Origin of the sequence: Mesorhizobium sp. M7A.F.Ca.MR.148.00.0.0 (assembly GCF_003997735.1) — a bacterium.
Taxonomy (GTDB): Bacteria; Pseudomonadota; Alphaproteobacteria; order Rhizobiales; family Rhizobiaceae; genus Mesorhizobium.
The window spans coordinates 48,043-74,431 of sequence record NZ_RZTB01000021.1; the positions used below are offsets into that span (position 1 = coordinate 48,043).

23 protein-coding genes and 1 pseudogene are annotated in these 26,389 nt (G+C 62.2%); 11 read left to right on the top strand and 13 right to left on the bottom strand.

Features of this window, described 5'->3' with window-relative positions; translation table 11 throughout:
• Positions 1-4: 4 nt before the first annotated feature.
• The 5 genes from EOB49_RS11015 to EOB49_RS11035 form a co-directional block, all read right to left on the bottom strand.
• A complete protein-coding gene (locus tag EOB49_RS11015) occupies positions 5-1,027 on the bottom strand; it encodes a Gfo/Idh/MocA family oxidoreductase (RefSeq protein ID WP_127380974.1) in 1,023 nt (340 codons plus the stop codon).
• Between the two features lie 10 nt (positions 1,028-1,037).
• Positions 1,038-3,581, bottom strand: a complete 2,544-nt coding sequence (locus tag EOB49_RS11020; RefSeq protein WP_127380975.1) for an ATP-binding cassette domain-containing protein — start codon at positions 3,579-3,581, stop codon at positions 1,038-1,040.
• Positions 3,582-3,696: 115 nt separating this feature from the next.
• On the bottom strand, positions 3,697-4,716 hold the full coding sequence (locus tag EOB49_RS11025) for a sugar ABC transporter substrate-binding protein (protein WP_127322740.1): 1,020 nt from the start codon (positions 4,714-4,716) through the stop codon (positions 3,697-3,699).
• A gap of 157 nt (positions 4,717-4,873) precedes the next feature.
• Positions 4,874-5,812: a threonine/serine dehydratase gene (locus EOB49_RS11030; protein WP_127380976.1), complete on the bottom strand. Its 939-nt coding sequence runs from the start codon at positions 5,810-5,812 to the stop codon at positions 4,874-4,876.
• On the bottom strand, positions 5,802-6,905 hold the full coding sequence (locus EOB49_RS11035; protein ID WP_245463597.1) for a succinylglutamate desuccinylase/aspartoacylase family protein: 1,104 nt from the start codon (positions 6,903-6,905) through the stop codon (positions 5,802-5,804). Before EOB49_RS11035 ends, EOB49_RS11030 begins: the two co-directional genes overlap by 11 nt.
• Before the next feature lie 40 nt (positions 6,906-6,945).
• Between EOB49_RS11035 and EOB49_RS11040 the strand changes: the two genes are divergently transcribed.
• The 6 genes and pseudogenes from EOB49_RS11040 (at position 6,946) to EOB49_RS11065 (ending at position 13,434) form a co-directional block, all read left to right on the top strand.
• A complete protein-coding gene (locus tag EOB49_RS11040) occupies positions 6,946-7,785 on the top strand; it encodes an IclR family transcriptional regulator (protein WP_164749416.1) in 840 nt (279 codons plus the stop codon).
• A gap of 129 nt (positions 7,786-7,914) precedes the next feature.
• Positions 7,915-8,664 (top strand): GntR family transcriptional regulator, encoded by a 750-nt coding sequence (locus tag EOB49_RS11045; protein ID WP_127380992.1) that lies wholly within the window; start codon positions 7,915-7,917, stop codon positions 8,662-8,664.
• Between the two features lie 68 nt (positions 8,665-8,732).
• Positions 8,733-10,310: pseudogene (locus EOB49_RS11050) on the top strand (putative N-acetylmannosamine-6-phosphate 2-epimerase).
• Between the two features lie 81 nt (positions 10,311-10,391).
• Positions 10,392-11,687: a sugar ABC transporter substrate-binding protein gene (locus EOB49_RS11055; protein ID WP_245472634.1), complete on the top strand. Its 1,296-nt coding sequence runs from the start codon at positions 10,392-10,394 to the stop codon at positions 11,685-11,687.
• Positions 11,688-11,743: 56 nt separating this feature from the next.
• A complete protein-coding gene (locus tag EOB49_RS11060; RefSeq protein WP_127380978.1) occupies positions 11,744-12,610 on the top strand; it encodes a sugar ABC transporter permease in 867 nt (288 codons plus the stop codon).
• 2 nt (positions 12,611-12,612) lie between these two features.
• Positions 12,613-13,434, top strand: coding sequence for a carbohydrate ABC transporter permease (locus tag EOB49_RS11065; RefSeq protein ID WP_127380979.1), 822 nt, complete (start codon positions 12,613-12,615; stop codon positions 13,432-13,434).
• Here EOB49_RS11065 and EOB49_RS11070 read toward each other — a convergent pair.
• Entirely contained in the window at positions 13,431-14,558 is a 1,128-nt protein-coding gene (locus EOB49_RS11070) for an NAD(P)/FAD-dependent oxidoreductase (RefSeq protein ID WP_245472636.1), read from the bottom strand. The two genes, EOB49_RS11065 and EOB49_RS11070, sit on opposite strands and share 4 nt — an antisense overlap.
• 86 nt (positions 14,559-14,644) lie before the next feature.
• A complete protein-coding gene (locus tag EOB49_RS36915) occupies positions 14,645-14,791 on the bottom strand; it encodes a hypothetical protein (RefSeq protein ID WP_206526102.1) in 147 nt (48 codons plus the stop codon).
• Positions 14,792-15,358: 567 nt separating this feature from the next.
• Between EOB49_RS36915 and EOB49_RS11080 the strand changes: the two genes are divergently transcribed.
• Positions 15,359-15,547 (top strand): hypothetical protein, encoded by a 189-nt coding sequence (locus EOB49_RS11080; protein ID WP_127380980.1) that lies wholly within the window; start codon positions 15,359-15,361, stop codon positions 15,545-15,547.
• Positions 15,548-15,711: 164 nt separating this feature from the next.
• On the opposite strand, the gene EOB49_RS11085 is transcribed toward EOB49_RS11080, so the two are convergent.
• From EOB49_RS11085 to EOB49_RS11110, 6 genes are all read right to left on the bottom strand, one after another.
• Positions 15,712-17,322, bottom strand: a complete 1,611-nt coding sequence (locus EOB49_RS11085; RefSeq protein WP_127380981.1) for a GMC family oxidoreductase N-terminal domain-containing protein — start codon at positions 17,320-17,322, stop codon at positions 15,712-15,714.
• A gap of 56 nt (positions 17,323-17,378) precedes the next feature.
• Positions 17,379-18,410 carry an extracellular solute-binding protein gene (locus EOB49_RS11090; protein ID WP_127380982.1) on the bottom strand — a complete coding sequence of 344 codons (1,032 nt, stop codon included), beginning with the start codon at positions 18,408-18,410 and terminating at the stop codon, positions 17,379-17,381.
• Between the two features lie 104 nt (positions 18,411-18,514).
• Positions 18,515-19,303 carry an ABC transporter permease gene (locus tag EOB49_RS11095; RefSeq protein ID WP_127271529.1) on the bottom strand — a complete coding sequence of 263 codons (789 nt, stop codon included), beginning with the start codon at positions 19,301-19,303 and terminating at the stop codon, positions 18,515-18,517.
• The gene (locus EOB49_RS11100) at positions 19,300-20,199 is read right to left on the bottom strand and encodes an ABC transporter permease (RefSeq protein ID WP_127380983.1); all 900 of its coding nucleotides are present in this window, start codon (positions 20,197-20,199) and stop codon (positions 19,300-19,302) included. Before EOB49_RS11100 ends, EOB49_RS11095 begins: the two co-directional genes overlap by 4 nt.
• Positions 20,196-21,290 carry an ABC transporter ATP-binding protein gene (locus EOB49_RS11105; protein WP_127320629.1) on the bottom strand — a complete coding sequence of 365 codons (1,095 nt, stop codon included), beginning with the start codon at positions 21,288-21,290 and terminating at the stop codon, positions 20,196-20,198. The genes EOB49_RS11100 and EOB49_RS11105 overlap by 4 nt, the downstream gene beginning before the upstream one ends.
• 93 nt (positions 21,291-21,383) lie before the next feature.
• Entirely contained in the window at positions 21,384-22,514 is a 1,131-nt protein-coding gene (locus EOB49_RS11110; protein WP_127271535.1) for a branched-chain amino acid ABC transporter substrate-binding protein, read from the bottom strand.
• 193 nt (positions 22,515-22,707) lie between these two features.
• Between EOB49_RS11110 and EOB49_RS11115 the strand changes: the two genes are divergently transcribed.
• Genes EOB49_RS11115 through EOB49_RS11130 form a run of 4 tightly spaced genes read left to right on the top strand, consistent with a single transcriptional unit; the run spans position 22,708 to position 26,278 of the window.
• Complete coding sequence (locus EOB49_RS11115) at positions 22,708-23,625, top strand: branched-chain amino acid ABC transporter permease (RefSeq protein ID WP_127380984.1); 918 nt, start codon at positions 22,708-22,710, stop codon at positions 23,623-23,625.
• A 1-nt stretch (position 23,626) separates the two neighbouring features.
• Complete coding sequence (locus tag EOB49_RS11120) at positions 23,627-24,802, top strand: branched-chain amino acid ABC transporter permease (RefSeq protein ID WP_023809430.1); 1,176 nt, start codon at positions 23,627-23,629, stop codon at positions 24,800-24,802.
• Complete coding sequence (locus EOB49_RS11125) at positions 24,799-25,584, top strand: ABC transporter ATP-binding protein (RefSeq protein ID WP_236382713.1); 786 nt, start codon at positions 24,799-24,801, stop codon at positions 25,582-25,584. The genes EOB49_RS11120 and EOB49_RS11125 overlap by 4 nt, the downstream gene beginning before the upstream one ends.
• On the top strand, positions 25,577-26,278 hold the full coding sequence (locus tag EOB49_RS11130) for an ABC transporter ATP-binding protein (protein ID WP_127326475.1): 702 nt from the start codon (positions 25,577-25,579) through the stop codon (positions 26,276-26,278). The genes EOB49_RS11125 and EOB49_RS11130 overlap by 8 nt, the downstream gene beginning before the upstream one ends.
• Positions 26,279-26,389 lie beyond the last annotated feature (111 nt).

The following is a 26,389-nucleotide window of genomic DNA, read 5'->3' on the forward strand; positions in this document are numbered from 1 at the left end:
CCTCTCATCGGATGTGCCAATCTTCGACCGGTTCGCGCAGACCTGATTTGACGCTGCGCAGGATTGCATCGTTGACGGCGACGGCGCGCAGGGCGTCGCCGAGCGGCATCACGAAAGGGGTGTCGTCGCGAACCGCCGAAATGAAATGGTGGACCTCCTCGAAGAGATCGCCGGTGATACGGCCATTGACGGTCGGCCAGTGCAGGGCGTCGGGTTGCGACCACTGTCCCCGCGACAGGATGCGCAGACCATGGTCGCGGACGTCGAGGTCGATCATGCCTTCCGTGCCGATGATTTCCGTGCGTGCCCAGATGCCGGTCGGAACGGTCGGTGGCAGCGTCCAGCCGAAGTAGAGCTGTCCGCTCATTCCGTTCGACAGCTCGACGGTGGAGAAGATCGCGTCTTCGGAGCGAACCCCGAGCGAAGGCATGAGCTTGGCGACCGGGCGGGAGTAGACGGCGATGATGTCCGAACCTGAGATCCATTGCAGCGCATCCACGTCATGCACGCCGAGGTAGAAGCAGACGCTCGAATTTCCGTTCATGCGAAGACCGACTTCGCGATTGGTGAAACGGCCGCTGCTGCCGTGGATCGGCTCGCCGATCCGCCCGGATTTCACCGCTGCCGCGGCCTCGCAATAGCGCGGGTCGAACCGCAGGATGTGGCCGACCAACAGGCGCGCGCCGTTTCTCTCCGCCGCTCTAGCAATCGCCTTGGCAGCGGAAAGATCGTGAGCCATCGGTTTTTCGAGCAACACCGGCTTGCCGGCATCGAGCAGCGTGCGGCAGACGTCTTCATGCAGCGTGTCGGGTGCCGCCACGATATAGGCGTCGGCGGCATTGGCGGCCAGCGCGGTGGCGGCATCGCGGAAATGCCGGGCACCGAAATCGGACGCGGCCTTGCTTCCCGAGGCAGCATTCGGATCAACGAATGCCGACAGTTCCGCGACAGGGCTCGCGGCAACCACCTGCGCATGCAGAAGGCCCATGTAGCCGGCACCGACAATGGCGATCTTCAGCTTGCTCAAAGGGTTCTCCTTACAGGCATGGTGCAAGGTTGGATGCTGGCCGGGGTGCGCAGGCTGGCGGTGTGATCGTGTGATCACCGAAGGCCAGCGTCATCACTTCTTCTTCCGTCGCCCCACGAGCCAGCGTGCCGACAGAGTGGCCTTCGCGCATGACGACGATGCGGTCGGCAACGCCGAGAACCTCGGGCAACTCGCTCGACACCATGAGGATCGCCGCGCCCTCGGCCTTCAATCTTGCGATCAGGTGATGGAGTTCGGACTTCGCGCCGACGTCGACGCCGCGTGTCGGCTCGTCGAGCAGGATGATCTTCGGTTTGGTGGCAAGCCATTTGCCGATGACGACCTTCTGCTGATTGCCGCCCGAAAGCTCGATGGTCATTTTGTCGGGCTGGGCCGGCCGCACGCCGAGTGAGCCGATGAGATCGCGGGCGAGTGCCAGGATGCGGCGAGGTTTCAGCAGGCCGAAGTGACTGTTGTCGCGAATCCAGGCGAGGGACAGGTTGTCCCTGATCGACATCGTGCCGACGAATCCTTCCAGGTGCCGGTCTTCGGGTATGTAGACGATGCCGGCGCGATTGGCGGCCTTGGTGTCGCCGCCGGTCTGCTGCCCGCCGAAAATTCTGAGCGTGCCGCCATGCATGGTCTCGAGGCCGGCAATCAGCCTGAGCACCTCGGAGCGGCCGCTTCCCATCAGGCCGGCGAGCGCGACGATTTCGCCCCTGCACACGCTGAGCGTGGCCGACTTCAAGAGCTTGCCATCGGAGATGTTGCTGATTTCGATCGCGGTTTCGCCGACTTGCGCTTCGAGATAGGGGAAGATGTCGCCGACGTCGCGCCCGACCATCATCGAGACGATCTCGGCCTCGCTGGTCTGGCGGGTCTGGCGCTCGCCGATGAAGCGCCCGTCACGCAGAACGACGACGCGGTCGCACTGGCTGAAGATCTCTTCCATCTTGTGGGAGATGTAGAGGATGCCGGCGCCGCGAGCTCTCAGCCTGTCGATCAGGTCGTAGAGTTGGTCGCGCTCGCGGTTGGAGAGCGCGCTGGTCGGCTCGTCCATGATGAAGAACCAAGCATCGGACAGAACGGCACGGGCAATTTCCACCATCTGCCGGTGCCCGACGGAAAGCGTTCGCAGCTCCGCGCCAATGTCGATGTCGAGCGACAGCTCGTCCATGATGGATTTTGCATCTCGCCGCATCCGGGCCCGGTCGAGAAATCCCAGGCGGGTATGCGGTTCGCGGCCGATGAAGAGATTCTCCGCCACCGTCAGGTCCGGCGAAAGGCTGAAATGCTGATGGATGACGCTGATGCCCCTGGCGTCGCTGGGGGAGTGGAACTGGACGGCGTTGCCGTCGATGATGATCTCACCCTCGTCCGGGCGATGCAGACCGGAAATGCACTTCACCAGCGTCGATTTCCCGGCCCCGTTCTCGCCGGCAAGTCCCACCACCTCACCGGCCGAGACGGCAAAGCTGACACCATCGAGTGCCTTGACGCCCGGAAAAGACTTGCCAAGCCCGCGCAAGGCGATGCTGTGTTTGCCGACCGGTGTTGCGGCGATGTTGCGGGGCGACGGGGTGGACTTGCGGCCACCGGTCTTGAACAGGGCGGCGACACTCTCCGGCTGGCTGGTGAGAACGGCCACCAGAATGAGGCTCGCGGTCACGAAATAGATCAGGATCTGCGGTACCTGCAGGAAGGACAGGCCGGTGTTGATGACGCCCAGCAGCAGCGCCCCGATCGCCGTTCCCCAGATGGAGCCCTGGCCGCCGGACAGTTTCGTGCCGCCGATGATGGCGGCTGTGATGGCTGTAAATTCGAGGCCGGTGCCGGCAAGCGGCTGTGCCGAACCAAGGCGGCCGATGGTGAGTATCGCGCCGAGCCCGGCCGTCGCACCGGCAATCAGGTAGACGGAGATGCGCACGAGGTCGACGGGAACCAGTGAGGCCCGCGCCGCGCCCGCATTTCCGCCGACCGCATAGATCCAGCGTCCGTAGACCGTACGATTGAGCACGAACCACCAGAGGCCCAGGCAGATGGCGGCGATGATGACGGAGACCGGCAGGAGGCCGATCGTCTCGCGTCCCGCGAAAAGCAGGACCGGATCGGCGACCGCGATGCTGGATGCGCCGGAGAGGCTGAGCGCCAGGCCGCGCGCAAACGCCATGGTGGCGAGCGTTGCGATGAATGGGGAGATGCCGGCAAAGCCGATCAACGTTCCATTGAGCAGACCGATTGCGGCACCGCCACCGATCGCGGCGAGAAGGCTCAAGCTCGCCGAGCCGGTTGCCGTGTAGGCAAGACCCGCGGCGATGCCGGAACAGGCAAGATTGCTGCCGACGGAAATATCAATGCCGCGCGCGATGATCACGGCCGTCATGGCAAAAGAGATGAGGGCGATGACCGCACTCTGCTGCGCGATGCTGACAAGATTGCCGGTCGACAGAAAACGCGGATCGATCCAGCCGAAGACGGCGATGGCGACCAGCAGCACCGCGATGAGAACCGGTTCGTTGCGCCGCAGTAACGGAGAGGTCCAGGACTGGAACATGGGTCGGTCCTCTTATCGAGCATCATGCGCGGTCACCACGGAGCGGCGACGGCGATCGTCGGGAAAAGGGGACGCCGGATGATATGTCATCCGGCGCTTGAGCCGCTTTAGGCTGTTACTTTGCCAGGGTCATGGCGGTCGCCGGAACCTTGGGACCGAGTTGCTCGGTATAGTTCTTGGCTTCCACCGCCTCTTTGTCGGTGTTGATGTATTCGAAGGTGAGGCCATCCGCCTTGAGCTTCGCGGCCGTCGCATCCGAGGTCACGAAATAGGTCGGCATGTAGAGATCCTGCGGCAGCTTTTCGCCGTTGGCCAGGCGAGCGGCAACGGCGATGTTCCAGTAGCCGACACGATAGGCGCCGGTCAGCACGTCCATCACCATCTTGCCGTCGTCGATCAGCGGCTTCATCTCGGCGTCGCCGTCATAGCCGCCGTAGAGCAACTGGGTTCCCATCGAGCTGGCAACGGAGTCGGCGGCCAGGCAAAGGCTGTCGGAGATGCAGCCGATGGCCTTCAGATCCGGATAGGTGGTGAGCCAGGTCTGGGCGGCATTGGTTGCCTTGGCTGCGTCCCAGCCGGTCGGCTCGATGCCGACAACCTTGATGTCCGGAAACTCCTTTTTCAGGGTTTCGACAAAGCCTTTTTCGCGCGTGTCGGACACGAAGTTGCCACGCGAACCGACGAGCAGGGCGACTTCGCCCTTGCCGCCAAGCGACTTGCCGAGCGCGCGGGCAACCATCGACATGTTGTCGTAGTCTGGATAGAGCGTCGAGTAGTTCGAGCCGGCCTCGACCTTGTTGCCCATGGTGATCACCGGAATGCCGGCGGCGGTGGCTTTCTGGATGACCGGAATGACCGCGTTCTTGTCGATCGGATCGATCAGGATCGCGCTGACGCCCTGATTGATGAAATTCTCGATGATGCTGACCTGTTTTTCCAGACTGCCCTCGGCGCTCTGCCAAGTGGATTTCACCCCATAGTCGGCGGCAGCCACGTCGCCCGCTTCCTTCATGCGGACGAAGAAGGAGTTCTGCAGGTCGATTGCCGCAAGCCCCAAAACCTTTTCCGCGGCAAGCGAGGGCGTCGCGATGGCGAATGCGAGCAGAGCAATGGATGCTTTCAGGGAAATGCACATGTTCAGTTCTCCTCTTGTTGCGACAGGACGATTCTTCGCCTCTTTTTCATGTCCCGCACGACGACCGTCCCAGTGACAGGCATTCCGGCGGTATTTCGCGGCACTCGTGCCGTATCCATGTCAGGGCCGCGTCTGCGTGGACCGGCCTTGTTCAATCTCAGCCATTCAGGCCTTCGATACCGGCGCCACAGACAAGCCCGGCGATGCGGGCGCCGCGCGGTGGCTTGAAAGCTCCGCTCGTCAACGCGGCCACCGATGCCGCCCCACTGAGGTCGGCGGCGATGCCGAATTCGAACCAGAGCAATTCAGCGGCCTTCTGCATGTCCGCATCCTCGACAAGGACGATGTCGTCGACGTGCTTGGCGACGATCTCGTAGATGCTTTCGTCCGTGCGGCCGCAGGCCATGGTCGCCACCTTCGTCGTTATCTGGGGCAAGCGAACGACACGGCCGGCAGCCAGGGAGGCGTGAAGGGTCGGTGAACCGGTCGGCTCGACACCGATGATCCTGGCTTCGGGTTTGACGTGCTTCAGGACTTCGGACATGCCGCTGATGAGCCCGCCACCGCCGATCGCGACGATATAGATGTCGGCATTGGGCATCTGATCGACCATCTCCAGCGCCACGGTTCCCTGACCGGACACGATCTGGGCATCGGCGAAGGGATGCATGTAGAAGGCGCCGCACGCCTTTGCCTCGGCCGATGCAGCCTCATGCGCTTCATCCCAGACATTGCCTTCGAAGCGAACGTCAGCCCCCCATTTGCGAAGCTTTTCCGCCTTCAGCGGGCTTGCATTGTTCGGCAGGTAAATGGTGGCGGGAACGCCGGCCCGGGCAGCCACATAGGCGGTGGCCAGGCCGTGATTGCCGCCGGATGCGGCGATCAGTCCGTTTTCGATCCGGCTTGGCTCGAGCGTTTTAACCCGGTTCGTGGCGCCCCGAATTTTGAAGGAGCCGCTCACCTGGAGGCATTCCAGTTTCAAATAGACATCATGTTGAAGGTTTGCGCCCGTGGCATGGTCGAGCTTGACGACCGGGGTGCGCCGTATGAAGGGGGCAATGCGCCGGGCAGCCGCCATGATGTCCTCATGGCTCATCGGTCAGTGCCTCCGGATATTCGTTGGCAAGCACGAAGCAGCAATTCCCCGGACGCACACGGCCGGGCTGACGCTTGGCGAAAACGATACCGTCGATGGGGTGAAGAAGATCGATGGGCGCGCGTGACGGCGTGTGGAGGAAGTGAATGCGTCCGGCAAGGTCGCCCTTGCTGACGGCACTGCCGAGCGGGCTCAAGGGCTCGAAGACACCGTCCTCCTCGGAAAGCAGATAGCCTTCGCTTCCGGGAACCTTGAGCACGCGTGCGTTGGCGCCAGGGGCGATGTCAGGCGCGCCCTTCAGAACGCCTGCATGTTTCAGCACATTGCGGATGCCCCTGCGGCAGATGGCCAGCGCATCCGGACTGACAAGGCCGCCGCCGGCCATCTCACTGCCGATAACGATCAGTCCCTGGTGGTTGGCGGACGCGGTCGAGGTCCGGGTTTCACCGAGATTGTCGACCATGACAACGGTCGGCGCCCCGAAGGCGAGCGTCGCCCTGATGTTCTTGCGATGCCCCTGCGAGGTCGGGGAGGGCTCGATGATCGCGCTCGGCAGGATCATCAGGGACGAACCGCCGGAATGGAGATCCAGGAAGTAGTCGGCCATCGGAAACAGGACGTCATGCACGTAAGCCGCGATCTGGCTTGTCAGCGTGCCGTTGAAATCGCCCGGGAAACTGCGGTTGAAATTCAACCCGTCGACCGGGGAGGTGCGGGTGCCGGCCTCGACGGCCCGAATGTTGATGGCCGGAATCGCAATGATGCGTCCGGCAATATCCCGTGGATCGATCTCGCGCAGAAGCTCGCCGAGCGCGATCGGCCCCTCATATTCGTCGCCGTGGTTGCCACCCTCGATCAGGACCGTTGGACCGTCACCGTTCTTGATGACGGCGAGCGGAACGCGGACCGTACCCCAGGCATCGTCGTGCGGCGATTGGGGCACATGGAAGAAGCCCATCTGCTTGCCCTCGCGATCGAAATCGACGGACGTGTAAACACTGTTGTTCCGGGGAATGATGGTTGCGCGCACAGTGTTTGCACGTCTCTGGACGGTCATCGGGTCGGCCTCGAAATTCATTGTCCCCGTCATCATGTCAGTTTTATATATGGTGTCAAGTTTGGATATAAAACCAATGGCAATTCCGATTTCTTGTCTCTATCGTGCGGGACCACCGGGGATTCTTCGAATGGCAGATGACGCAAAAGAGAGTGGCAAACCGACCTATTCGGCCCCGGCGCTGACCAAGGGGCTGGATGTCCTGGAACTGCTGGCGGAGGCGCGGGCGCCCTTGACGATGAAGGAGATCGCGGAAGGCCTCGGCCGTTCGAAGAATGAGATTTTCCGGATGCTGATCGCGCTGCAGGAGCGTCAATATATCGAGCGCAACGCCGAGACCGACGCCTATTCGTTGACCGACAAGCTTTTCAAGCTGGGGCTGCACACGCCGAGCGCTCAGGATCTCATGTCCGCCGCCATGCCCGAGCTGACGCAGATTGCCGGGGACTCAAATCAGTCGCCGCACCTGGTCGTCTTCAATCATGGCTTGACCGTCGTGACCGCGGCCGCTCCCGGCGGCGAGGACATGGCGTTCACGCTGCGCCTCGGCTACGGCCGCCTGGCCACCGACGCGACCTCCGGCCATGTGATACTTGCCTTCCAGTCACCAAAGGTCGCAGCGCGGATGATCGATGAATGTGCGGCGCATTCACCGGCGCCGCTGGATCGTGACGCGCTGGAAAAGCAGCTTCGTACCATCCGCGCGGACGGCTACTGGATGCGCGAGAGCCGTGACTTCGTCGGGATCACCGATATCTGCTGTCCGGTCATCGGGCCGGACGGCAGTGCCGTCGCCTCCATCATCGTCGCCTATATCAATCGCCACACGCGTGAAAGCCGCCATGCCTATACTCTGGAGGTCCTGCGGGCTGCCTGCGATCGCATCTCCATGAAGCTGTCACCGAGGGTTCGCTAAGGGATCGTGATGCGCTGAGGGCGCGGCGAAGCACCGTCCGCCGGCCGTTTGCACCGGATTGATAATACCAGTATAGGTCCAGTCAGGAATGTTTTGATCCTGGGTGCTTCTCGCGCGGGAGGAAGGGCAATGACAACCGTGAACCTGATCGGGCTTGTCAGTCGGGAAATGGAAGCGACAGCGTCCGATGTGCCGCTTTACAGACGGTTGAAATCGGCGATCGAGGCAGCGATCCGTTCCAATGCTTTGAAAGCCGGCGCGGTTCTGCCGGGCGAGCGGGTTCTGGCGGAAGCCCTGTCGATCTCCCGTGTCACCGTGAGAAAAGCTCTGGCGTTGCTCGAAGAGGAAGGGCAGCTCAATCGCCGGCATGGTTCCAAAACCGAGATCGGGTCGCGGGTCGAAAAATCGCTTTCGACGCTGACGAGCTTTTCGGAGGACATTCTGGCGCGCGGCCTGAAGCCTGGATGTCTATGGCTTTCCAAGCAGATAAGCCGTCCATCCCCGGCCGAAATGATGGCCCTGGGTATTGCGGGCAATACCAATGTGGTTCGCATGCGTCGTGTGCGGACAGCCGATGGCGCGCCGATCGCCGTCGAGGTCTCGGCCGTGCCGGTTCGCTTCCTTCCTTCGCCCGAGATGGTTCAGGATTCCCTTTATGAAGCGCTTGATGCACGCGGCTTCCTGCCTCAGAGGGCAATCCAGCGCATGCGCTCGCGCGGCGCATCGCTGGAGGATGCAAAACACCTTCATTGCGAGATGGGCGCACCGCTGCTGATGACTGAGCGCCGCTGCTTTCTCGCCGACGGACAGATCGTGGAATACTGCGAGACACGCTACAAGGGCGACGTCTACGATTTCGTCTTCGAGCTGCAAAGGTAATACCAGTTATGAACTGGTTGTAATCTGGTATTTTCCATCTATCGTGATGGCGACAGGGGAGTGCCGACGTGCAGCGACAAGACATCGCCAACAGTCTCATCGTGTCCTGCCAGCCGGTTCCCGGCGGCCCGATGGACAGTGCGCAATTCGTGACAGGCTTTGCCAGGGCCGCTGTTGAAGCCGGAGCCAAGGCCCTGCGCATCGAATCCGTGCCCTATGTCGCGGCCGCCCGCCTGGCCGTCCGCGTGCCGATCATCGGTATCGTCAAGCGCGATCTCACCGACAGCCCGGTGCGCATCACGCCCTATCTGGCCGATGTCGAGGCCCTGGCAGAGGCGGGCGCCGATATCATCGCTTTCGATGCGACGGACCGTGTCCGTCCCGTTCCGGTCGAAGGGCTTGTGAAAGCCGTCAAGGCCAGGAACAAGCTGACCATGGCCGATTGCTCTTGCCTTGACGATGCGCGCCGGGCCCTTGCCGCGGGTGTCGATTTCGTCGGCACGACGCTTTCCGGCTATGTCGGCGGGCCGGAGCCGCAGGATCCGGATATCGCCCTCATCGCTGAAATGCGAACCCTGACCCCCTACGTCATTGCCGAAGGGCGTATCCGGTCGCCTGAGCAGGCGGCTGCCGCCGCGCGCGCCGGCGCCTGTGCCGTGGTTGTCGGCTCGGCGATCACCCGTACCGAGCACGTCACCTCATGGTTCCACCAGGCGCTTTCCGACGCCTATGCGGCGAGGGGCGCGCAAACCGCCCTTGGCACAGGTGTCCTGGGCCCAACCGTCCTGGGCCCATCCGTCCTGGGCCCATCCGTCCTGGGCATCGACATCGGGGGAACCAAGACCATGGCCGCGCTGGTCAGCGATGGCACGGTGATTGAGGACAAGATCGTGCGGACCGCGCGAGAGGCTGGACCCGACGCCTGGCTGGCATCCCTCGCGCAAAGCACGTCAGCCTGGTCGAGCCGCTTCAGCCGCATCGGCATTGCGGTGACCGGACTGGTGCAGGATGGACGCTGGTCGGCATTGAATCCGGCAACCCTTGGCATTCCCGACGGCTACCCGCTGGTCGAAAGGGCATCCGCTGTTTTCGGCTAGCCGGTCTGTGCGTTCAACGATGCCCAGGCGGCTGCCTGGGGCGAATACAAATTCGGCGCCGGGCAAGGTCGCGACATCGTCTTTCTGACCATCTCGACCGGAATTGGCGGCGGCATCGTTTGCAACGACCGATTGCTGTCCGGTCTAGCCGGTCACTTCGGTCTGATCCGTGGTCTGTCTGAAGACCGGGCTCCGCTCGAAGACAGCACGTCCGGCCGCTGGATCGCTTCGGAGGCCCTCAAGGCCGGTTCCAAGGCGGACGCCGCCGATGTGTTCGGACACGCGCTGAAGGGCGAGGACTGGGCCGGCGCCATCGTCTCGCGGAGCGCCTCGCGGGTCGCGGCGCTATGCCGGGACATTCAGATGATGTTCGATCCGAAATTGATCGTCATCGGCGGCAGCATCGGTCTTGCAGAAGGCTATCTCGACCGGGTGCGCGCACATCTGAGCGAGGTCCCGCCGCGCCTTTCCCCCCATCTCGTGACGGCGAAGCTCGGAGGCCACGCCGGCGTCATCGGTGTTGCCGATCTTGCCGAATGGGCAAGGTAACGGCGCCCCGGTCGTGTCATGCAAAAATCATCAAAAAAGAAGGGAACGATCATGAAATTGAGCAGGACATCTTTTGCGCTTATGGCCACCCTCCTTGCGGGGACGGCTTTGCCGACCTTTGCCAACGCAACCGTGACCGTGCTCGGCTGGCCTGGCGGCTCCGAGGAAACCGCACTGCGGGCAACCGTGGAAACCTACAACAAGCAGGCCAGCGATGCCGACAAGGTGGAACTGCTGTTCTTCAACCGGGAAGGCTTTTACGACAAGCTGCAGGCTGACATGGCGGCCGGATCCAGTGCCTTCGACGTGAACCTCGTCGCCACCTACTCGCTCGGTCGCTACGCGCCCTATATGGAGCCGGTCGATCTTGGCGCGGACGCGGCCAAGATTTTCGGCGAATCCGTTCTCAAGACGATGCAGTTCGACGGCAAGCAATACGGCGTCCCGACAGACCTTTCGTTGCACTTCATGTACTACCGCAAGGATCTCATCGACGCCTTGATCAGGGATGACGCCGCCAGGAAGACCTATGGTGAAATCGCCCGGAAATATCTCGGCAAGCCCCTGCAGCCGAAAGACCCGGATAGCTGGACCTGGGACGACTGGGCGGCCACCGCCCTCTATTTCACCAAGCAGGTGAACCCCGACAGCCCGGTGCGTTATGGCACAGTCCTGCAGATGAAGAACCTGCTGTTCAACATGATGGTCTTCCAGTCCCTGCCGCGTTCCTACGGCGGCGACTGGATGGACAAGGACGGCAATGTCACGGTGGATTCCGATGCCTACAAGACCGGCCTCGAACTCTACAAGAAGCTCTATGATGCCGGTTCTTCGCCCAAGGATTCGCTGAGCTACGAATATGCGGAAACCAACGCGGCCTTCGCATCCGGCCAGGCCGCGACGGCGCTGCAGTGGAATGCGGCGGCGGCGGATCTGACCAGCACCGAAAAATCCCCGGCCGTCGCCGAGGTGACCGGGATCGTCGCGCCACCGGCAGGTCCCGACGGACGCGCCGATCACATCCACGGCCTTGGTTTGGGCCTTAACAAGAACGCCAAGAACAAGGAAGGCGCCGTCAAGTTCCTGAAGTGGCTCACCACCAAGGATGCGGCCTTGCTCTATGCGCGCAGCGGCGGTTCGCCGGCATTGTCTCCCGATGTCGTCGCCAAGGTTGCGAAGGAACGTCCCGACCTCGTCAAGCTCGGCGAATTCGCCAGCAAGTACGGCTATGTCATGACCGGAGCGACGTCCGCGAGTGCGCTCCCGGTCTATGAACTGCAGGCAAAGGAGTTCACCGGCTACTGGTCCGGCCAGCAGAGCCTCGAGGATGCGCTCGCCCACACCAAGGCGGGCATGCAGGACCTTCTCAAGAAATGAACCATTTGCCGGACGCCGGGCCGAGGCTCGGTGTCCGGCGCGTTTGGCGGATCGACATGGCCCTTGTGACACGTGCCGAAGGCAGGATGTATCTGACGCCGCTGGTCGGCTTCCTGCTTCTGTTCCTCGGCTTTCCGGCGATCGTCAATCTGATCTATTCCGTTTCGACCGTCACATTCGAGACGCTGCGCAGTCCGGTGTTGAGTGGTTTCGCCAACTATGTCGCGGTGTTGAACGACCGCGAATTCTGGAGCTCGGCCTGGTTCTCTCTGCGCTTCGGTATTCTTACCGCATCAGCGGAATGTCTGATCGGCCTTTTCCTTGCCATCTTCCTGGCGCCGCTTCTGAGCAAGCGTCCAGTTCTGATGGCGCCGTTGATGCTGCCGCTGATGGTCGCGCCGGCCATGGTCGGTCTCATGTACCGGCTGGTGCTGCATGAATTCGCGGGCCCCGTCCCCTACTATCTCTTCGAATGGTTCGGCGACAGCCCGGCCTTCCTCGACATCGACAATGCCTTCCGCACCCTTGTCGTCGTGGAGACGCTACAATGGACGCCTTTCGCCTTCCTGCTCTTCTACATGGCCTATTCGGCCATATCGCTAGACGTGCGCGAAGCCTCCTCGCTCGATGGCGCATCACCGTTTGAGATCGTCCGCTGGATCGATCTGCCCTTGATGAAGCCGACGCTGGTCATCGCGTTTTTCATCCGTTTCATCGACGGTTTCCGGGTGTTCGACAATGTCTATGCGCTGACCGGCAGTGGCGCTGGCGGTTCAACGACGTCCTTGTCGATCTACATCTATCAGGCCTTCTTCAAGGAAGGGGCTATCGGCAAGGCGGTCGCCGCTTCGGTTATCCTGTTCCTGGCGTCGTTCATCGTTCTCCACGGCCTTAACCGGCTTGCCGGCCGCAGGAAGCGTTGAGGATGGTCAGGGCACTACGCTGGATCGTTTTTGCCATCGCCGTGCTGGCGATGAATTTCCCCATTATCGTGACGCTGATCACATCGCTCAAAAGCCAGCGCGAGCTTTCGACGAACCCCGGTTTGTGGATCAGCCAACCGACGCTCGACAACTATCTGGAGGTTCTGACGCAGACCAGCCGCTTCAACATCTATGCCTACCTGCTGAACAGCACCGTGGCGGCGCTGATCGGAACCGGCCTTGCGATCGTGCTCGCGTTCCCGGCTGCCTATGCGATCGCGCGTAGCGAGGCGGGAAAGCGCTTGGTCCTGCCGATCGTCATCAACCTTCGCGCCGTATCGCTGATCATCTTCGCGATCCCGCTTTACATGATGTACCAGTGGCTGGGCCTGCTCGATACGCAGATCGGGCTCGGGCTCATCCTGACCATCGTCAACGCGCCTCTTGCGCTCGTCATCCTGGTGAACGCGATTTCAGATGTACCGGTCGAACTCGACGAGGCGGCGAAAGTCGATGGCGCAAGTTCCTTGCAGGTGATGATGATGATCGTCCGGCCCGTCATCCGACCGGCGCTCGTCACAACCTTCATTTTCGGCTTCATCACTGCCTGGAACGAGTTCCTCTTCGGTCTCATGCTGACAACCAGCCGTGCCGTGCCGATGACGGTCGGCGCGTCCTTCTTCTTCGCCGCAAGCGGCGGCGGCGTAAAATGGGGAACCGCTTCCGCGGTCATGATGCTGGGCGCCTTGCCGCCGGCCTTGCTGGGTCTTGTGATGTATCGGCAGATATCAGGATCCATGACCGCTGGAGCGGTCAAAGGCTAAAGCAAGACGAAGTTCGTCGTTCTGACTAGTTGGACAACCCTATCCGACAGGGCGAGCGCACTTGTCAGGCCAGGTGACTCGATTCCGAAAAGACTGATCAGCCGTCCGGACTGATCTGCCAGAATGTCGAAATCGCCGAACTGCAACCCGTTCGTTTTAGGCCGCAGCCCGCAATAGCTCGGCTCCAGTTCCCCGTCCCTCAGCCCCGGCCAATAGCGTCGGATGGCCGCGTAAAATGGTGTGGCCCGAGTTGGGTCGACCGCGTAGCCGACCTCATCGACGGGCTCGACGTCCGGCCCGAAACGAACCGATCCGGCCATATCCAGCGTCAGGTGAACTCCGAGGCCGCCTGGTTCCGGAACCGGATAAACAAGATGGTTGAAGGACGGGCGGCGTCCAAGCGCAAAGTAATTGCCTTTGACGTAGGTGACATCTGGGATTTTGCCGCCATGCCCGCCCGCAAGGCTCCGGGCAACGAGATGGGCTGACAATCCGGCCGCATTGATGACCAGATTTGCGGCGATCCTATAGCCTTCCATATCGTCGCCAAACTGGAGCTCGCAGCCCGTTTTGTCGACGCTGCCGCCGAGAACCGGCGCGCGAAACGCAAAGGTGGCACCGGCATTCTCGGCATCGCCCTGTAGCCCCAGCATCAGCGCGCGGCTGTCGACGATCCCCGTGCTTGGGGACAAAAGCGCGCCGGCAACGTCCAGTTCAGGCTCAAGCCGTTCCACATCCGCGCGGCTGAGCATCTCCAGGTCCGCAACACCATTGTCCGCAGCCTTGGTCCGGATCCCCTCCAGAATCGGCAATTCCGCGTCGCTGGCGGCGACGATCAGCTTGCCGATGCGTTTGTGCGGAATCCCGCGCGCTTCGCAATAGCGGTAAAGCGCGTTCTTTCCTTCGACGCATAGCTGCGCTTTCAGGCTGCCCGTAGGATAGTAGATGCCGGCATGGATGACCTCGCTGTTGCGGCTCGACGTGCCCAGCCCGGGGCTGTCCTCGGCCTCCACGACAAGAACTTCGCGTCCCTCGAGCGCCAGCCGCCGCGCAATCGCCAGACCGACGACGCCGGCGCCGATGACGATGCAATCGACTTTCTCGTCGGGGACCCCCATCGTCATTCGCCAGCCCCTGGGGCACAATGCAGGACGTGCAAGCAGGCCTCACCAGAATTCCGGCCCGCCGAAAGCACCACAAGCATGACATGTCACTCCATCGGCCGTTTTCTGTCCGAGCGTGCAACGAAATAAAGCACCGCGATTGCGGCAAATACCATAATGTTGATGATCGACGAAAGCGCATAGAGCTCCGGCTTGACGCCATAGCGCAGTGCGCTCCAGGCGACCGATGGCATGGTAGGCGTGGCGCCAGGTAGAACGAGATATTCCGGCCATTGAGCGACAGCACGAAGGCTACGATCAGGCTGCCAAATAAGCCCGACCATGCAGGAATGCGTCATCGCCATCGATTATCGAGGCACGCCGGACAAGCTGGTCGCGGATTTCATTTCGGTGGTAAACCGCGTCTCCCAAGGCCACGATAGCCAAGTTGCGATGTAGTGGCGCGCCATGTTTGTCGTGTCCATGTCTTCGGAATACGCATGCGGTTCGGCTTCGATCCGGCTCGGCCCGGCGGCGCGCATGCAGGGTCAGTATGACCGCAGCCTCGCCGCTCCAGGAACGCATTCGCAATCAGCTTCGGGCTCAGTTCTTCGAGCGAATTCAAGTCGGTGAGCGGATCAACGAGGCGGAGATCGCGGCGACCCTTGGCGTCTCGCGTACACCTGTGCGTCACGCTCGGGTGCAAATGCAGGGCGAAGGGGTCGTAAGTTACGAGCCCAACCGCGGCTCGATTGCTCGAAGCGACCCAGCCGGGCGCTCGCCAAGATCAGGTGGGATCGCTTTCTCTCGACGAGAAAGTGATGCGCGACATGGCACTCGGTGTCCTGGATGGGATCATCAGCGAGCGGGCACTGCTGGCGCGCTACAATGCGACGCCGGGCGCGCTGACCTCGACGTTGCGCCGGCTGATGCGCGACCAACTCGCCGAACCGTCTCCCGAAGGCCGACATCGAAAGGCTGCTGCGCGAGATCAACGGCGAGGCGGATGAGCGGGACGATCAAGCCGCTTGAATTCGACGGCGCGTGCCCGCCGCAGCCCAGCTGCAAAAGCGCCGGTTCAATGTTTGATTCACTGAACCGCTCCAACTCATTGTTTTGCGCGGCTACTGAAGGAATGCCGCTGCACGCCTTTCCTGGAGTTGCGCTACAGAAACTATCCCCGGCCCAGGATCATCTCCGCTGCCCGCTGCCCGATCATCATGCTGGGGGCATTGGTGTTGCCGCCGATCAGCTTCGGCATCACGGACGCATCCGCGACCCGCAAGCCACTGATGCCGCGCACCTTGAGCGTTGCCGGGTCGACGACTGCCATCGCGTCGGTCCCCATCTTGCACGTCCCCACCGGATGATAGACGGTGAGCGCTTCGGCACGCAAATAGGCGAGGATCTCGTCATCGCTGCGAACATCCTTGCCCGGCAGCATCTCCGTCCCCCTGATCGGGTCGAACTCGGATGCGGCAAAGATTTGACGCGCGATCTTGATGCCTTCCACCAGCACCCTGGCGTCCTCGTCGTTCGAGAAGAAGCGATGATCGATCAGCACATCCCGGTTCGATCCCTGGCCTGACAGTTTGAGTTCGCCGACGCTTTTGGGCCTGAGCACGCAGGTGTGGATTGCGTAGCCATGGCCGTACTCCACCAGCCTGCCGCGATGGCTGCGATAGCCGGGCACGAAGTGGAACTGGATGTCGGGAATGCCGTTCGTATACTTCGTCCGGGCAAAGCCGCCGGCTTCGACGTAGTTGGTGGTGAACATGCCCTTGCGGCCGGCAAAATACCGGAAGGGCGCAGCCAGCACGCGGGGCAAGTTGGGCAGCGACAGGCCGAGCGTCTTCGTGCTCGAGGAGCGGACCGTGATCATGCCGTCGATATGGTCCTGAAGGTTCTTGCCCACGCCGGGCAGATCGACAACCGGCTTTATACCGATCGCCTGCAGCTCGGCGGCTGCGCCGATGCCGGACGCCAGCAAGATCTTCGGTGAATTGATCGCCCCGGCCGAAAGCACGATTTCGCGGCGGGCCGACAGCGTCTTCTGCTCGCCCTTGTACCGCACCCGTACCCCTGTCGCGCGTTCCTCGGCTATATCGAGGTCGATCACTTCGCATTCGCTGAGGATTGTGAGATTCTTGCGATCGAGCACCGGGCGCATGAAGGCGGTGAAACTGCTGAAGCGCTGGCCGCGATCCTGGGTGACATTGTAGATGCCGAGGCCGAACTGGCTTTCGGCATTGAAGTCGCTGTTGGCGGAAAGACCGGCATTGTTGCCGGCCTTGACGAACATCGACGACAGCACATTCGGAGCGCGCGGCTTGTCGACCAGCAGTTCCCCGCCTGTACCGTGGTAATGCGGGTCCTGGCCAAGCAGGTTGCGCTCGAGCTTCTTGAAGACGGGAAGCACGTCGCTGAATGCCCAGCCTGCGCAGCCGAGTCGCGACCACTCGTCATAGTCCTGCGCGGCGCCCCTGATGTAGACCATCGAGTTGATCGAACTGGAGCCGCCCAACGCCTTGCCGCGATTGACCGGAATCCTGCGGCCGTTGAGGTTGGGCTGAGGCACGCCGACATAGCAGTAGTCATAGTTCGGATTGCCGTAGAGCGAGAGGATGCCGGCAGGCACCTTGACCCGCAGGCCGCTGTCGCTGCCGCCGGCTTCGATCAGGCACACTTTGTGGGACGGGTTGGCGCTCAGGCGATTGGCAAGGACACAACCGGCCGAGCCTGCGCCGATGACGATGTAGTCGTAGTCAAGATTTTCGGTCTGCATGGCCAGCCCCTTTGAGAATGGAGATGCCGGGGCGGCGCGCGCCCCGGCTGAGCGGCTCATTGCAGAAGCTGCGTCCAGACCTTGGTGACGAGTTCCTGCGCCGCCGGCGAGCAGGCCTGGCCCATCTTGACGGGAACGGTCGGGAACAGCTCCGGAGCGTTCTCCTTGTTGTAGAGCGCCTTGCTCTCGTCGATCTTCACCGGCGAAGAGTGGCCGTAATAATTGTACTGCGCCGTCGCGTTGTCGATCTGGGTCATGAAATCGATGAACTTCTTGGCGTTCTCGATATTGGCCGCGCCCTTCGGCACGACATAGGAATCCAGCCAGCCGACCAGACCTTCTTTCGGCATCGCGTATTCGACATTGGCCTTGTCGTTGCGGCGAAGCCTCATGGTGTTGCCGTCCCACCAGAAATGGGCGGCAACCTCGCCGCAGCCGATGCGGTTTTCGATGTTGTCGCTGGAATAGGCCGCCACGAATGGCTTCTGCGCCAGCAAGAGGTCGAGCACGCGCTTCATCTCCTGTGGGTCTTCGCTGCAATATTTGATGCCGAGATAGTTTTCCGCTGCCGGAATGACTTCGTCGGGCTGCGCCAGGCTGGCGATCTTGCCGCGCAGCTCCGCCGGTGGCTCGAAATAGGTCTTCCAGCTGTCGACCGGGCCTTTGTAGAGGTCGCGGTTGACGGTGTAGCCGGCATTGCCGAAGGCGAGCGGGATCGAATGATTGCCTGTCGCATCCCACCACGGTTTCTGCCAGTCCGGCAGGACTTGGCTGTAGGCCGCCATCGAGCTGGCGCCGAAATCCTCGAGCAGCCCGCTATCGATCATGATCTTCACGAAGTGCTGCGAAGGCGTGACGATGTCGTAGCCCGACGAGCCGGCCTGCAGCTTGGTGAGCAGGTCCTCGTTGGATGAGAAGGCGTCGACCGTGACCTTTATGCCGGTTTCCTTCTCGAATTTCGTGACCATCTCGGGCGAGATGGAATCCGCCCACGCGTAGATGGCCAGGCTGCCCTCGGCGACAGCGGGCGCGCTAAAGGCGAGGCTCATGGCACCGGCCATGGCGAGCGCTGCAATTTTAGTCGTCATGTCATTCCCCTGTTTGTTGTTCTCCCAGGGGCGACGATAACAAACCGTCGGGTTCGATAAATTCGATTTGCCCGACGCCTTGATTAGGAAAAACTACGCCGCTGCTACTGCCGTCGCTGAAGCAGGAAGGCCACGGTCGCCAGCACCACCGAAACAATCATGATCAAGGTCGAGATTGCGTTGAGCTGCGGCGACACGCCCTGCTTGATCAGCGAGAAAATGTAGACCGGCAGCGTGGTGGCGCCGCCGGAATTCAACAGGTTGCTGGTGATGAAATCATCCATCGAGATGACGAAGGCGAGCATGGCGCCGGCGAACACACCCGGCAGGATGAGCGGCAGCGTGACGCGACGAAAGGCGACCCAACCGGTTGCATAGAGATCGCGGGCGGCTTCCTCCAGATCGAAGTCCATTCCCTGCAGGCGGGCGCGTATCGGCAGGAAGGCGAACGGGATGCAGAAGGTGGTGTGGGCGATCATCAGCTTCACCATTCCGTTGGCGAGCCCGATCTCGGAGAAGAGGATCAGGACGGCGACAGCAACGACGATTTCGGGCAGGAGCAGCGGCAGGTTCACCACCGCTTCGGAGATGCGGCGGAACCGGACATCGCGGCCGCGCACCAGCACCAATGCCGCCATCAACGCGACAAGTGTCGAGGCGACTGTGGCGACCGTGGCGACGAGCAGGGAGGTCTTCACCGCTGTCATCAGGTTCGCGTTGGACAAAGCGGTGGCGTACCAGTGCAATGAGAAGCCGCCCCAATTGGAGACGATCCGGTTCGCATTGAAAGAGTAGAACACCACGACGGCGATGGGCAAATAGAGATAGGCGAAGAAGATCGCGCTGAAGAGACCGAAGCCCGGATAGCGCCTGACATCATCGTCCGCGTTCATGCCGCACGCTCCATGCCTTCGGTGCGCATCGAGCGCAGACCCTGGAAAATCAGGAAGACCATGACCGCGGCCATCAGCACGATGGCGATGGCGGCGCCGAGCGGCCAGTTGCGGGCGCCACCGAACTGCAGCTGGATGAGATTGCCCATCATCATGGTCTTGCCGCCGCCGAGCAGGGTCGGCTCCAGGACCGCGCCGAGGCTTGGAACGAACACCAGGATCGCGCCCGCGATCATGCCGGGCCGGGTGAGGGGCAGGACAACGCGGCGCAATGTGGTGAGGCGGTTGCCATAGAGATCATGCGACGCCTCGATGAGCGCAGGGTCGAGCTTCTCGATCGAGGCGAAGATCGGCAGGATCATCAGCGGAATGTAGCTGTAGACGAGACCGAGCAGCATGGCGGTGTTGCTGAACAGCAGCGAGTCCATGTTGTCGACGAGGCCGAGACCGCGAAGGGTCTTTTCGACGACACCGTCCTTGCCCAGGATGATGATCCAGGAATAGACGCGCACGATCATCGAAACCCAGAATGGCAGCGTGACGAGATAGATCAGCAGCACTTTGATCGCCGGCCGCTGCAGCGCGATGAAATAGGCGACCGGGAAGCTCAGAAGCAGGCAGATCGATGTTGTCACGGCCGACAGGACCAGCGTTCGGGCAACAACGATGAGATATTGCGGATTGAACTCCATCTCGCCGGTCCAGCCTTCGTTGAACAAAAGCTGCTTGTAGGGCGCTGTGGTGAACACATATTCGAACCCGCCGTAAGGTCCGCGCGTCGAGAACGACACCACGATGATGATACCGATCGGGATGATCAGCGTCAGCAGCATGATGAGATGGGCCGGCAGCAGGCCGAGGACATTCCAGTCAGGACTTTTTGTGCGTGCCTTCATGCGCCGAGGATCCGCACGGATTCGGCGGCAAAGCCAACTTTTACCGATTGCCCGATTTCGAACATCTGGCCGCGGCTGACGCTGTTGCGCTTGGAGATGCGCAGCTTGGTGCCGCCCGCTTCAATCAGATAGTATGTGTAGCCTCCGAGATAGTTGGTGCTCATGATCGTGCCGTCGACAGCGATCGGGTTGTCCTGGGCGGGCAGGCTGATTTTCTCCGGACGTATCGAGATGAAGGCCTTCTGGCCGGCGATCGCTTTCTTGTGAGAGGCCGTCAAGGTCATGCCGAGCTGCGTTTTCACGGTCGCCTGCTCGCCGTCCACGGCAATCACGTCAGCATCGAGGAAGTTGGTCTCGCCGATGAAATCGGCGACGAAGCGGTTCGACGGCTCCTCGTAGATCGCCGCGGGTGTGCCAAGCTGCTGGATCTCGCCATCGCCGAGAACGCAGATGCGATCCGACATGTCGAGCGCTTCTTCCTGGTCGTGGGTGACGAAGACGAAGGTGATGCCGGTCTTGCGCTGCAGGATGCGCAGCTCGTCACGCATGGCCTGGCGCAGCTTCAGGTCGAGTGCCGAGAGGGGCTCGTCGAGCAGCAGCACTTCCGGTTCCGGCGCCAAGGCGCGGGCGAGCGCCACGCGCTGGCGCTGGCCGCCCGACAATTGCTGCGGCTTGCGCCCGGCAAAGGCCTCCATATGGACGAGACGAAGCATATCGGCGACGCGCGCATCGCGGCGGTCCTTTGACCAGCCGAGGTTTTCGAGCCCGAAACCGATGTTCTGTTCGACGCTCATATGCGGAAACAGGGCGTAGCTCTGGAAGACGGTGTTGACCCGCCGCTTATGCGGGGGGAGTCCCTGTATGTCCGAGCCGTGCAGGAAAATCTGCCCCGCCGTCGGCTGCTCGAAACCGGCGATCATGCGCAGCAGGGTGGTCTTGCCGCAGCCGCTCGGGCCGAGCAGCGTGAAGAACTCGTTGTCGTAGATGTCGAAGGAAACAGGCTTCAGCGCCTGATAGGTGCCGAACACCTTGGAGACGCCCTTGATTTCGACGGCCTTTCGAGGTGCGCCGTGGCCAGCCTCGTCATTCATGGTCAGGCGCTCCGGTCAGGACTTTTGCGAGCTCGGCGATGAAGGTGATCGACGCCGCGCCACTGAGAACGGGCGCGGCGTCGATCAGGTAAGTTACATCTTCTCCCATTTGCCGCTGCGGACGACGAACATGTCGATGTCGATGGCCATGTTGGTCTGTCCGTTGGCATCGAACGAGACGTCTCCCAGAATGCCATCGTGGTGGATGTCACGAATGGCCTTGCTCAGCGCCTCCTTGTCGTCGAGGCCTTTTTCCTTGATGACCTGAAGCAGGATCTGCGTCGCCTCGTAGGCATATTTCGCATAGGAGCCGGCAGGATCGGGATAAGCCTTGGTTTCATAGGCCTTGTTGAACTCCTCGAGCTTGGGGTTCGACTGGACGGCCGGAGTTCCGGCGATGGTGCCCTCGGCGGCAGCTCCCGCGATCTCGATGAATTTCGGGTCGTAGATGCCTGAAATTCCGTACATCGGCAGATTGCCCATGCCGAGGTCGGCCATCTGGCTGCGCACCAGCGCTGCTTCGGTGACGACACCGCCGAAATAGACCGCGTCGGGCGACGCTGCCTTCGCGGTAGTCAGCATGGCGCGGAAATCGGTCGTGCCGACAGCCGCGGCATCCGAAGAAACGACCTCGCCGCCGGCCGCCTTGAAGAAATCGCCGAACCATTTGGTGTTGGCCGCACCGTAGTCGGTGGTGTCGGAGATGATGGCGATCTTCTTGATCTTGCCTTGCTTGGCGATGGCTTCGGCCAGCGGTTTGTTCTCGTTGACCAGCGTCGGCGTCACGCGGGTCACGTTGGGGAAGTTCTGTTCGGTGATCTTCGGGCTGACCGCGCCCCAGACGATGAACGGCATCTGCGAGCGGTTGAAGACCGGGATCGTCGCCAACGCGACCGAGCTGTTCCAATGCCCCGTTGCCGCGACCACCGCGGGATCGTTGACCAGCTTCTGCGCCGCCGAAACGCCGACGGCCGGATCGGAGGCGTCATCGAGCACGACGCCTTCCACCTGGTGCGGATAGCCGCTGGCATTGGCCTGCTCGATGGCGAGCAGGAAGCCGTTGCGGGCGCCGAGGCCCTGCTGGGCGTTGCCGCCGGAGAGCGGCCCGATGAAGCCGAGCTTGATCTGGTCGGCCTGCGCCTGGGCGGCGCCCAGGGCGATGGCAAACAGAGAGCCGGCCAGAATTGACGATACGCGGATAAGCGCACTGCGCCTGTTTTGCATGGTTCCACCTCAAACAGAATTATCTGCCGCCGTCGTAGCGACCCGGCCGATCGTGATCGTCGGCTGGTCATCAGTGTACGGGCGCGTATTCAGTGACGAAATTCGGAAATTGTGACTCGTGAGTTCGGAGATTCGTTCTGTCCGCCCGGGATGGCGATTGATACCTGTCGGCTTCAATCGAGAGACCGACCGCATGGCGGAACTGCTTGTCCAGCAACTGGTGAACTGGATAACCCTTGGCTGCATCTATGCCTTGCTGGCGATCGGATTCAGCCTGATCTTCGGTGTCTTGAACGTCATTCATTTCTCGCACGGCGATGTCGCGATGACGGCGCCGTTCATCACGCTGGCGCTTGCCCAGGCGTTGGCGACCGCTCTTGGCGCCTCGGGGCCCGCCTGGCTGGTGCTTGCGGTTCCGGTCGCCGTGCTCGCCGTCGGTTTGATCGGCGTCCTGCTGGACAAGGTGGTCATCAGGCGCTTCCGCGATGCGCCCGCCATGATGGCGCTGGTGGCGACCGTGGCGCTCGGCATCGTCATCCGCGAGCTGATCCGCCATCTCTATCCGCAGGGATCGAACCCGCATGCCTTCCCGCGCCTGGTGTCGGGCATGGCTTTCGAAATCTCCGGCGTTGCCATCAGCTGTTTCGCGCTGCTGGTGGTGGTGCTGACCGTCGCGCTGGTTGCCATGCTGTTTGTCTTCCTGCGCATGACCCCGCTCGGCCTGCGCATCCGGGCGGCCTCGGAGGACCGGGTCGTGGCGCGCATGATGGGCATCCGCGATGCACGCGTCTTCCGTGCGACGTTCTTCATTGCCTCGGCTATCGGCGCCATCGCAGGACTTCTGTTCGCAAGCTATGCCGGCGTGACACGGTTCGACTTCGGCGTCATGGCCGGCCTGCTCGGCTTTTCCGCCGCGGTCATCGGCGGCCTCGGCTCGATGCCGGGCGCCATACTGGGCGGACTGATCATTGCCGGCATCGAAGTGCTGGCGCAGACATTCGTGCCGGACGGCGCTTCCTACCGGCTGGTCTTCGTCTTCCTGCTGGTCATCGCCGTGCTCATCTTCCGCCCCGCCGGCCTGCTTGGGCGCACCGTCATGGAGAAAGTCTAGCATGCAGGGTCGTGCTTCACCCGACGTGCCGGGCATAGCCGCGGCCACGGTCTTCGCCATCGCCTCGCAAATCATCGGGGCAGCGTTCCTGTACCTCATCCTCAGAGTCGACGGCGGCTGGCAGGTGGTCGGCCTGCTGGCCTTGCTCGGCCTCGGTTTCTATCTGCTGGAGAGGCTGCCGTGGATCGCCGACTATGCGTTGGCGAGCTTTGCCCGGGTTCCGCTCGTGGCGATGATCACTGCGGCGGTCATCGTGCTGGCCTTTCCGTTCTTCGTCGGATCCAACACCTATATCCTCCATCTGCTGATCGTCGCCGAGCTTTATGCGGTGCTGGCGCTGGCGCTCAATTTCCAGCTCGGCAGCGCCAACATTCCGAACTTCGCCACCGGCGCTTCCTACGGCATCGGTGCCTACGTGTCGGCGCTGCTGGCGATCAATTTCGGCGTCAGCTTCTGGCTGACGCTGCCGGTCGCGGCGCTGGCGGCGACCCTGTTCGGTTTCATCATCGGCATCCCGTCGATGCGCACGCGCGACACCTATCTCGCGCTCGTCACCATCGCCTTCGGCGTCGTGGTCCAGCAATTGCTGAACAATTTCAGCTGGACCGGCGGACCGAACGGACTGGTCGGCATTCCGGCGCCCAGCCTGTTCGGCCATTCCTTTGCCGATCCGCTGGTGATCTTCGGCTGGAAGCTGCCGAGCCAGGCGAATTTCTATTATCTGTCGGCCGCACTGGTCGTCGTCGCCATCGTCACCGCGCACCGGCTGCACGGCTCGCGCATCGGTCTGGCCTGGAACGCGCTGCGCGCCGACGAGATCGCCGCCAAGGCGCAAGGCATCAATGTGGCGTGGTTCAAAGTGCTGGCCTTCGCCGTCGACGCCTTTCTCGCCGCCTTCGCCGGCACGATCTACGCCTTCTACGTCTCCTACATTTCTCCCGACAATTTCACCTTCCTGGTCTCCGTCACCATCATGACCATGGTCATCGTCGGCGGCATGGATAATATTTTCGGTGTCATCGTCGGTGCGTTCCTGCTGACCATCCTGCCGGAGAAATTGCGCGCGTTCGCCGACTACCGCCTGCTGTTCTTCGGCGTCGTCATCATCGGCTTCCTGATGATCCGGCCGCAAGGTCTGTTCCCGCAACGCATGCGGCGCTACGGAGGCGAGCCGTGAGCGCGCTTCTCAAGGTCGAGAATTTGACGATGCGCTTCGGCGGCCTGGTCGCGCTCAACGATGTCAGCCTGTCGATCGACAAGGGCGCGGTGCTCGCCGTCATCGGGCCGAACGGCGCCGGCAAGTCGACGCTGTTCAATGTCGTGACCGGCGTCTACCGGCCAACCTCCGGTCGCGTGACCTTCGACGGCGCCGAGATCACCGGCCGCCCGTCCTACGAAGTTGTCGACCGCGGCATCGCCCGCACATTCCAGTCGTCGCGTCTGTTCTCCGACCTCAGTGTCCTCGACAACGTCATCATCGGCATGCACACCCGCACCAGGACCGGCGTGCTGACCGCGCTGTTTAGGCCTGGCGCATCGCGCCGCGAGATGGCGGCTTGCGTGGAAAAGGCCGAAACCCTGCTCAAGCTCGGCTCCGGCGACCTGTTCGAACAACGCTACCGGCCAGCGGGTACACTGGCCCAAGCCGACAGGCGGCGCCTGGAAATTGCCCGAGCGCTCGCATCGCAGCCCAAGCTCTTGCTGCTCGACGAACCTTCGGTCGGCATGGACGATACGGAAACCGACGCGCTGGTGGCCGACATCACGCGGCTGCGCGTACAAAACCCTGCTCTGTCGGTGGTCTTGATCGAGCACGACATGCGGGTGGTCGAAGCGTTCCCGCAGCATGTCACCTGCATCGACTATGGCAGCAAGATCGCCGAGGGCGACTTCGCGGCGGTGCGAGCCGACCCGCGCGTCCAGGAAGCCTATCTCGGGAAGGCGGTCGCCCATGCTTGAACTCAGGGATGTCGATACTTCCTATGGCGCGGTGCCGATGCTGCGCGGCGTGGCGATGAGCGTGCGCCCCGGCGAACTGGTCTGCCTGCTGGGGCCGAACGGCGCCGGCAAGACGACAACCTTCATGACAGTCTGCGGCGTCGTGCGGGCGCAGCGCGGCAAGGTCGAGGTGATGGGCAGGGACATGGCGACGCTCGGCACGGAAAACCTGGCGTCGCTCGGCGTCGGGCTCGTTCCCGAAGGGCGCCGGCTGTTCCCCGGCCTGACCGTGATGGAGAATTTGCGCCTGGGCTATGACGCGGTGTCGGGCAGGGGACCCAATTTCGGGGTGCAACTGGACAAGATGTGCAAGCTGTTTCCGCGCATCCAGGAGCGCCTGCGCCAGGTCGCCGGGACTTTGTCGGGCGGCGAACAGGCGATGGTGGCGCTGGCGCGCGCGCTGATCGGCGAACCCAGACTGGTGATCATGGACGAGCCGTCGCTCGGTCTCTCGCCAAAACTCATCGGCGAGTATTTCGAGATCACAAGGGAGATCCATCGCCAAGGCACGACCATCCTGTTGATCGAACAGAATGCCGAAATGGGGCTGGGCATCGCCGATCGCGGCTATGTGCTGGTCAAGGGTAAGGTCGCCCAGGAGGGGCCGGCAAAGGAGTTGCTCTCGTCCAAGGCGGCCAGAAGTCTTTATCTCTGAGCCGTCCGTTTCTTCTGACTCAACAGTGATGATCCACGCCCCGCGCTCCACATCTTCGGCCATGCTTCCCGGCATTTAGGGACAAGCTAACCACTGCCACATGAAATCATA

Coding starts and splice junctions, on each gene's coding strand:
- EOB49_RS11020 (WP_127380975.1), bottom strand. CDS start 3,581: ATGTTCCAGTCCTGGACCTCTCCGTTACTGCGGCGCAACGAACCGGTT.
- EOB49_RS11025 (WP_127322740.1), bottom strand. CDS start 4,716: ATGTGCATTTCCCTGAAAGCATCCATTGCTCTGCTCGCATTCGCCATC.
- EOB49_RS11030 (WP_127380976.1), bottom strand. CDS start 5,812: ATGAGCCATGAGGACATCATGGCGGCTGCCCGGCGCATTGCCCCCTTC.
- EOB49_RS11035 (WP_245463597.1), bottom strand. CDS start 6,905: ATGATGACGGGGACAATGAATTTCGAGGCCGACCCGATGACCGTCCAG.
- EOB49_RS11040 (WP_164749416.1), top strand. CDS start 6,946: ATGGCAATTCCGATTTCTTGTCTCTATCGTGCGGGACCACCGGGGATT.
- EOB49_RS11045 (WP_127380992.1), top strand. CDS start 7,915: ATGACAACCGTGAACCTGATCGGGCTTGTCAGTCGGGAAATGGAAGCG.
- EOB49_RS11055 (WP_245472634.1), top strand. CDS start 10,392: ATGGCCACCCTCCTTGCGGGGACGGCTTTGCCGACCTTTGCCAACGCA.
- EOB49_RS11060 (WP_127380978.1), top strand. CDS start 11,744: ATGGCCCTTGTGACACGTGCCGAAGGCAGGATGTATCTGACGCCGCTG.
- EOB49_RS11065 (WP_127380979.1), top strand. CDS start 12,613: ATGGTCAGGGCACTACGCTGGATCGTTTTTGCCATCGCCGTGCTGGCG.
- EOB49_RS11070 (WP_245472636.1), bottom strand. CDS start 14,558: ATGACGATGGGGGTCCCCGACGAGAAAGTCGATTGCATCGTCATCGGC.
- EOB49_RS36915 (WP_206526102.1), bottom strand. CDS start 14,791: ATGCCATCGGTCGCCTGGAGCGCACTGCGCTATGGCGTCAAGCCGGAG.
- EOB49_RS11080 (WP_127380980.1), top strand. CDS start 15,359: ATGCGCGACATGGCACTCGGTGTCCTGGATGGGATCATCAGCGAGCGG.
- EOB49_RS11085 (WP_127380981.1), bottom strand. CDS start 17,322: ATGCAGACCGAAAATCTTGACTACGACTACATCGTCATCGGCGCAGGC.
- EOB49_RS11090 (WP_127380982.1), bottom strand. CDS start 18,410: ATGACGACTAAAATTGCAGCGCTCGCCATGGCCGGTGCCATGAGCCTC.
- EOB49_RS11095 (WP_127271529.1), bottom strand. CDS start 19,303: ATGAACGCGGACGATGATGTCAGGCGCTATCCGGGCTTCGGTCTCTTC.
- EOB49_RS11100 (WP_127380983.1), bottom strand. CDS start 20,199: ATGAAGGCACGCACAAAAAGTCCTGACTGGAATGTCCTCGGCCTGCTG.
- EOB49_RS11105 (WP_127320629.1), bottom strand. CDS start 21,290: ATGAATGACGAGGCTGGCCACGGCGCACCTCGAAAGGCCGTCGAAATC.
- EOB49_RS11110 (WP_127271535.1), bottom strand. CDS start 22,514: ATGCAAAACAGGCGCAGTGCGCTTATCCGCGTATCGTCAATTCTGGCC.
- EOB49_RS11115 (WP_127380984.1), top strand. CDS start 22,708: ATGGCGGAACTGCTTGTCCAGCAACTGGTGAACTGGATAACCCTTGGC.
- EOB49_RS11120 (WP_023809430.1), top strand. CDS start 23,627: ATGCAGGGTCGTGCTTCACCCGACGTGCCGGGCATAGCCGCGGCCACG.
- EOB49_RS11130 (WP_127326475.1), top strand. CDS start 25,577: ATGCTTGAACTCAGGGATGTCGATACTTCCTATGGCGCGGTGCCGATG.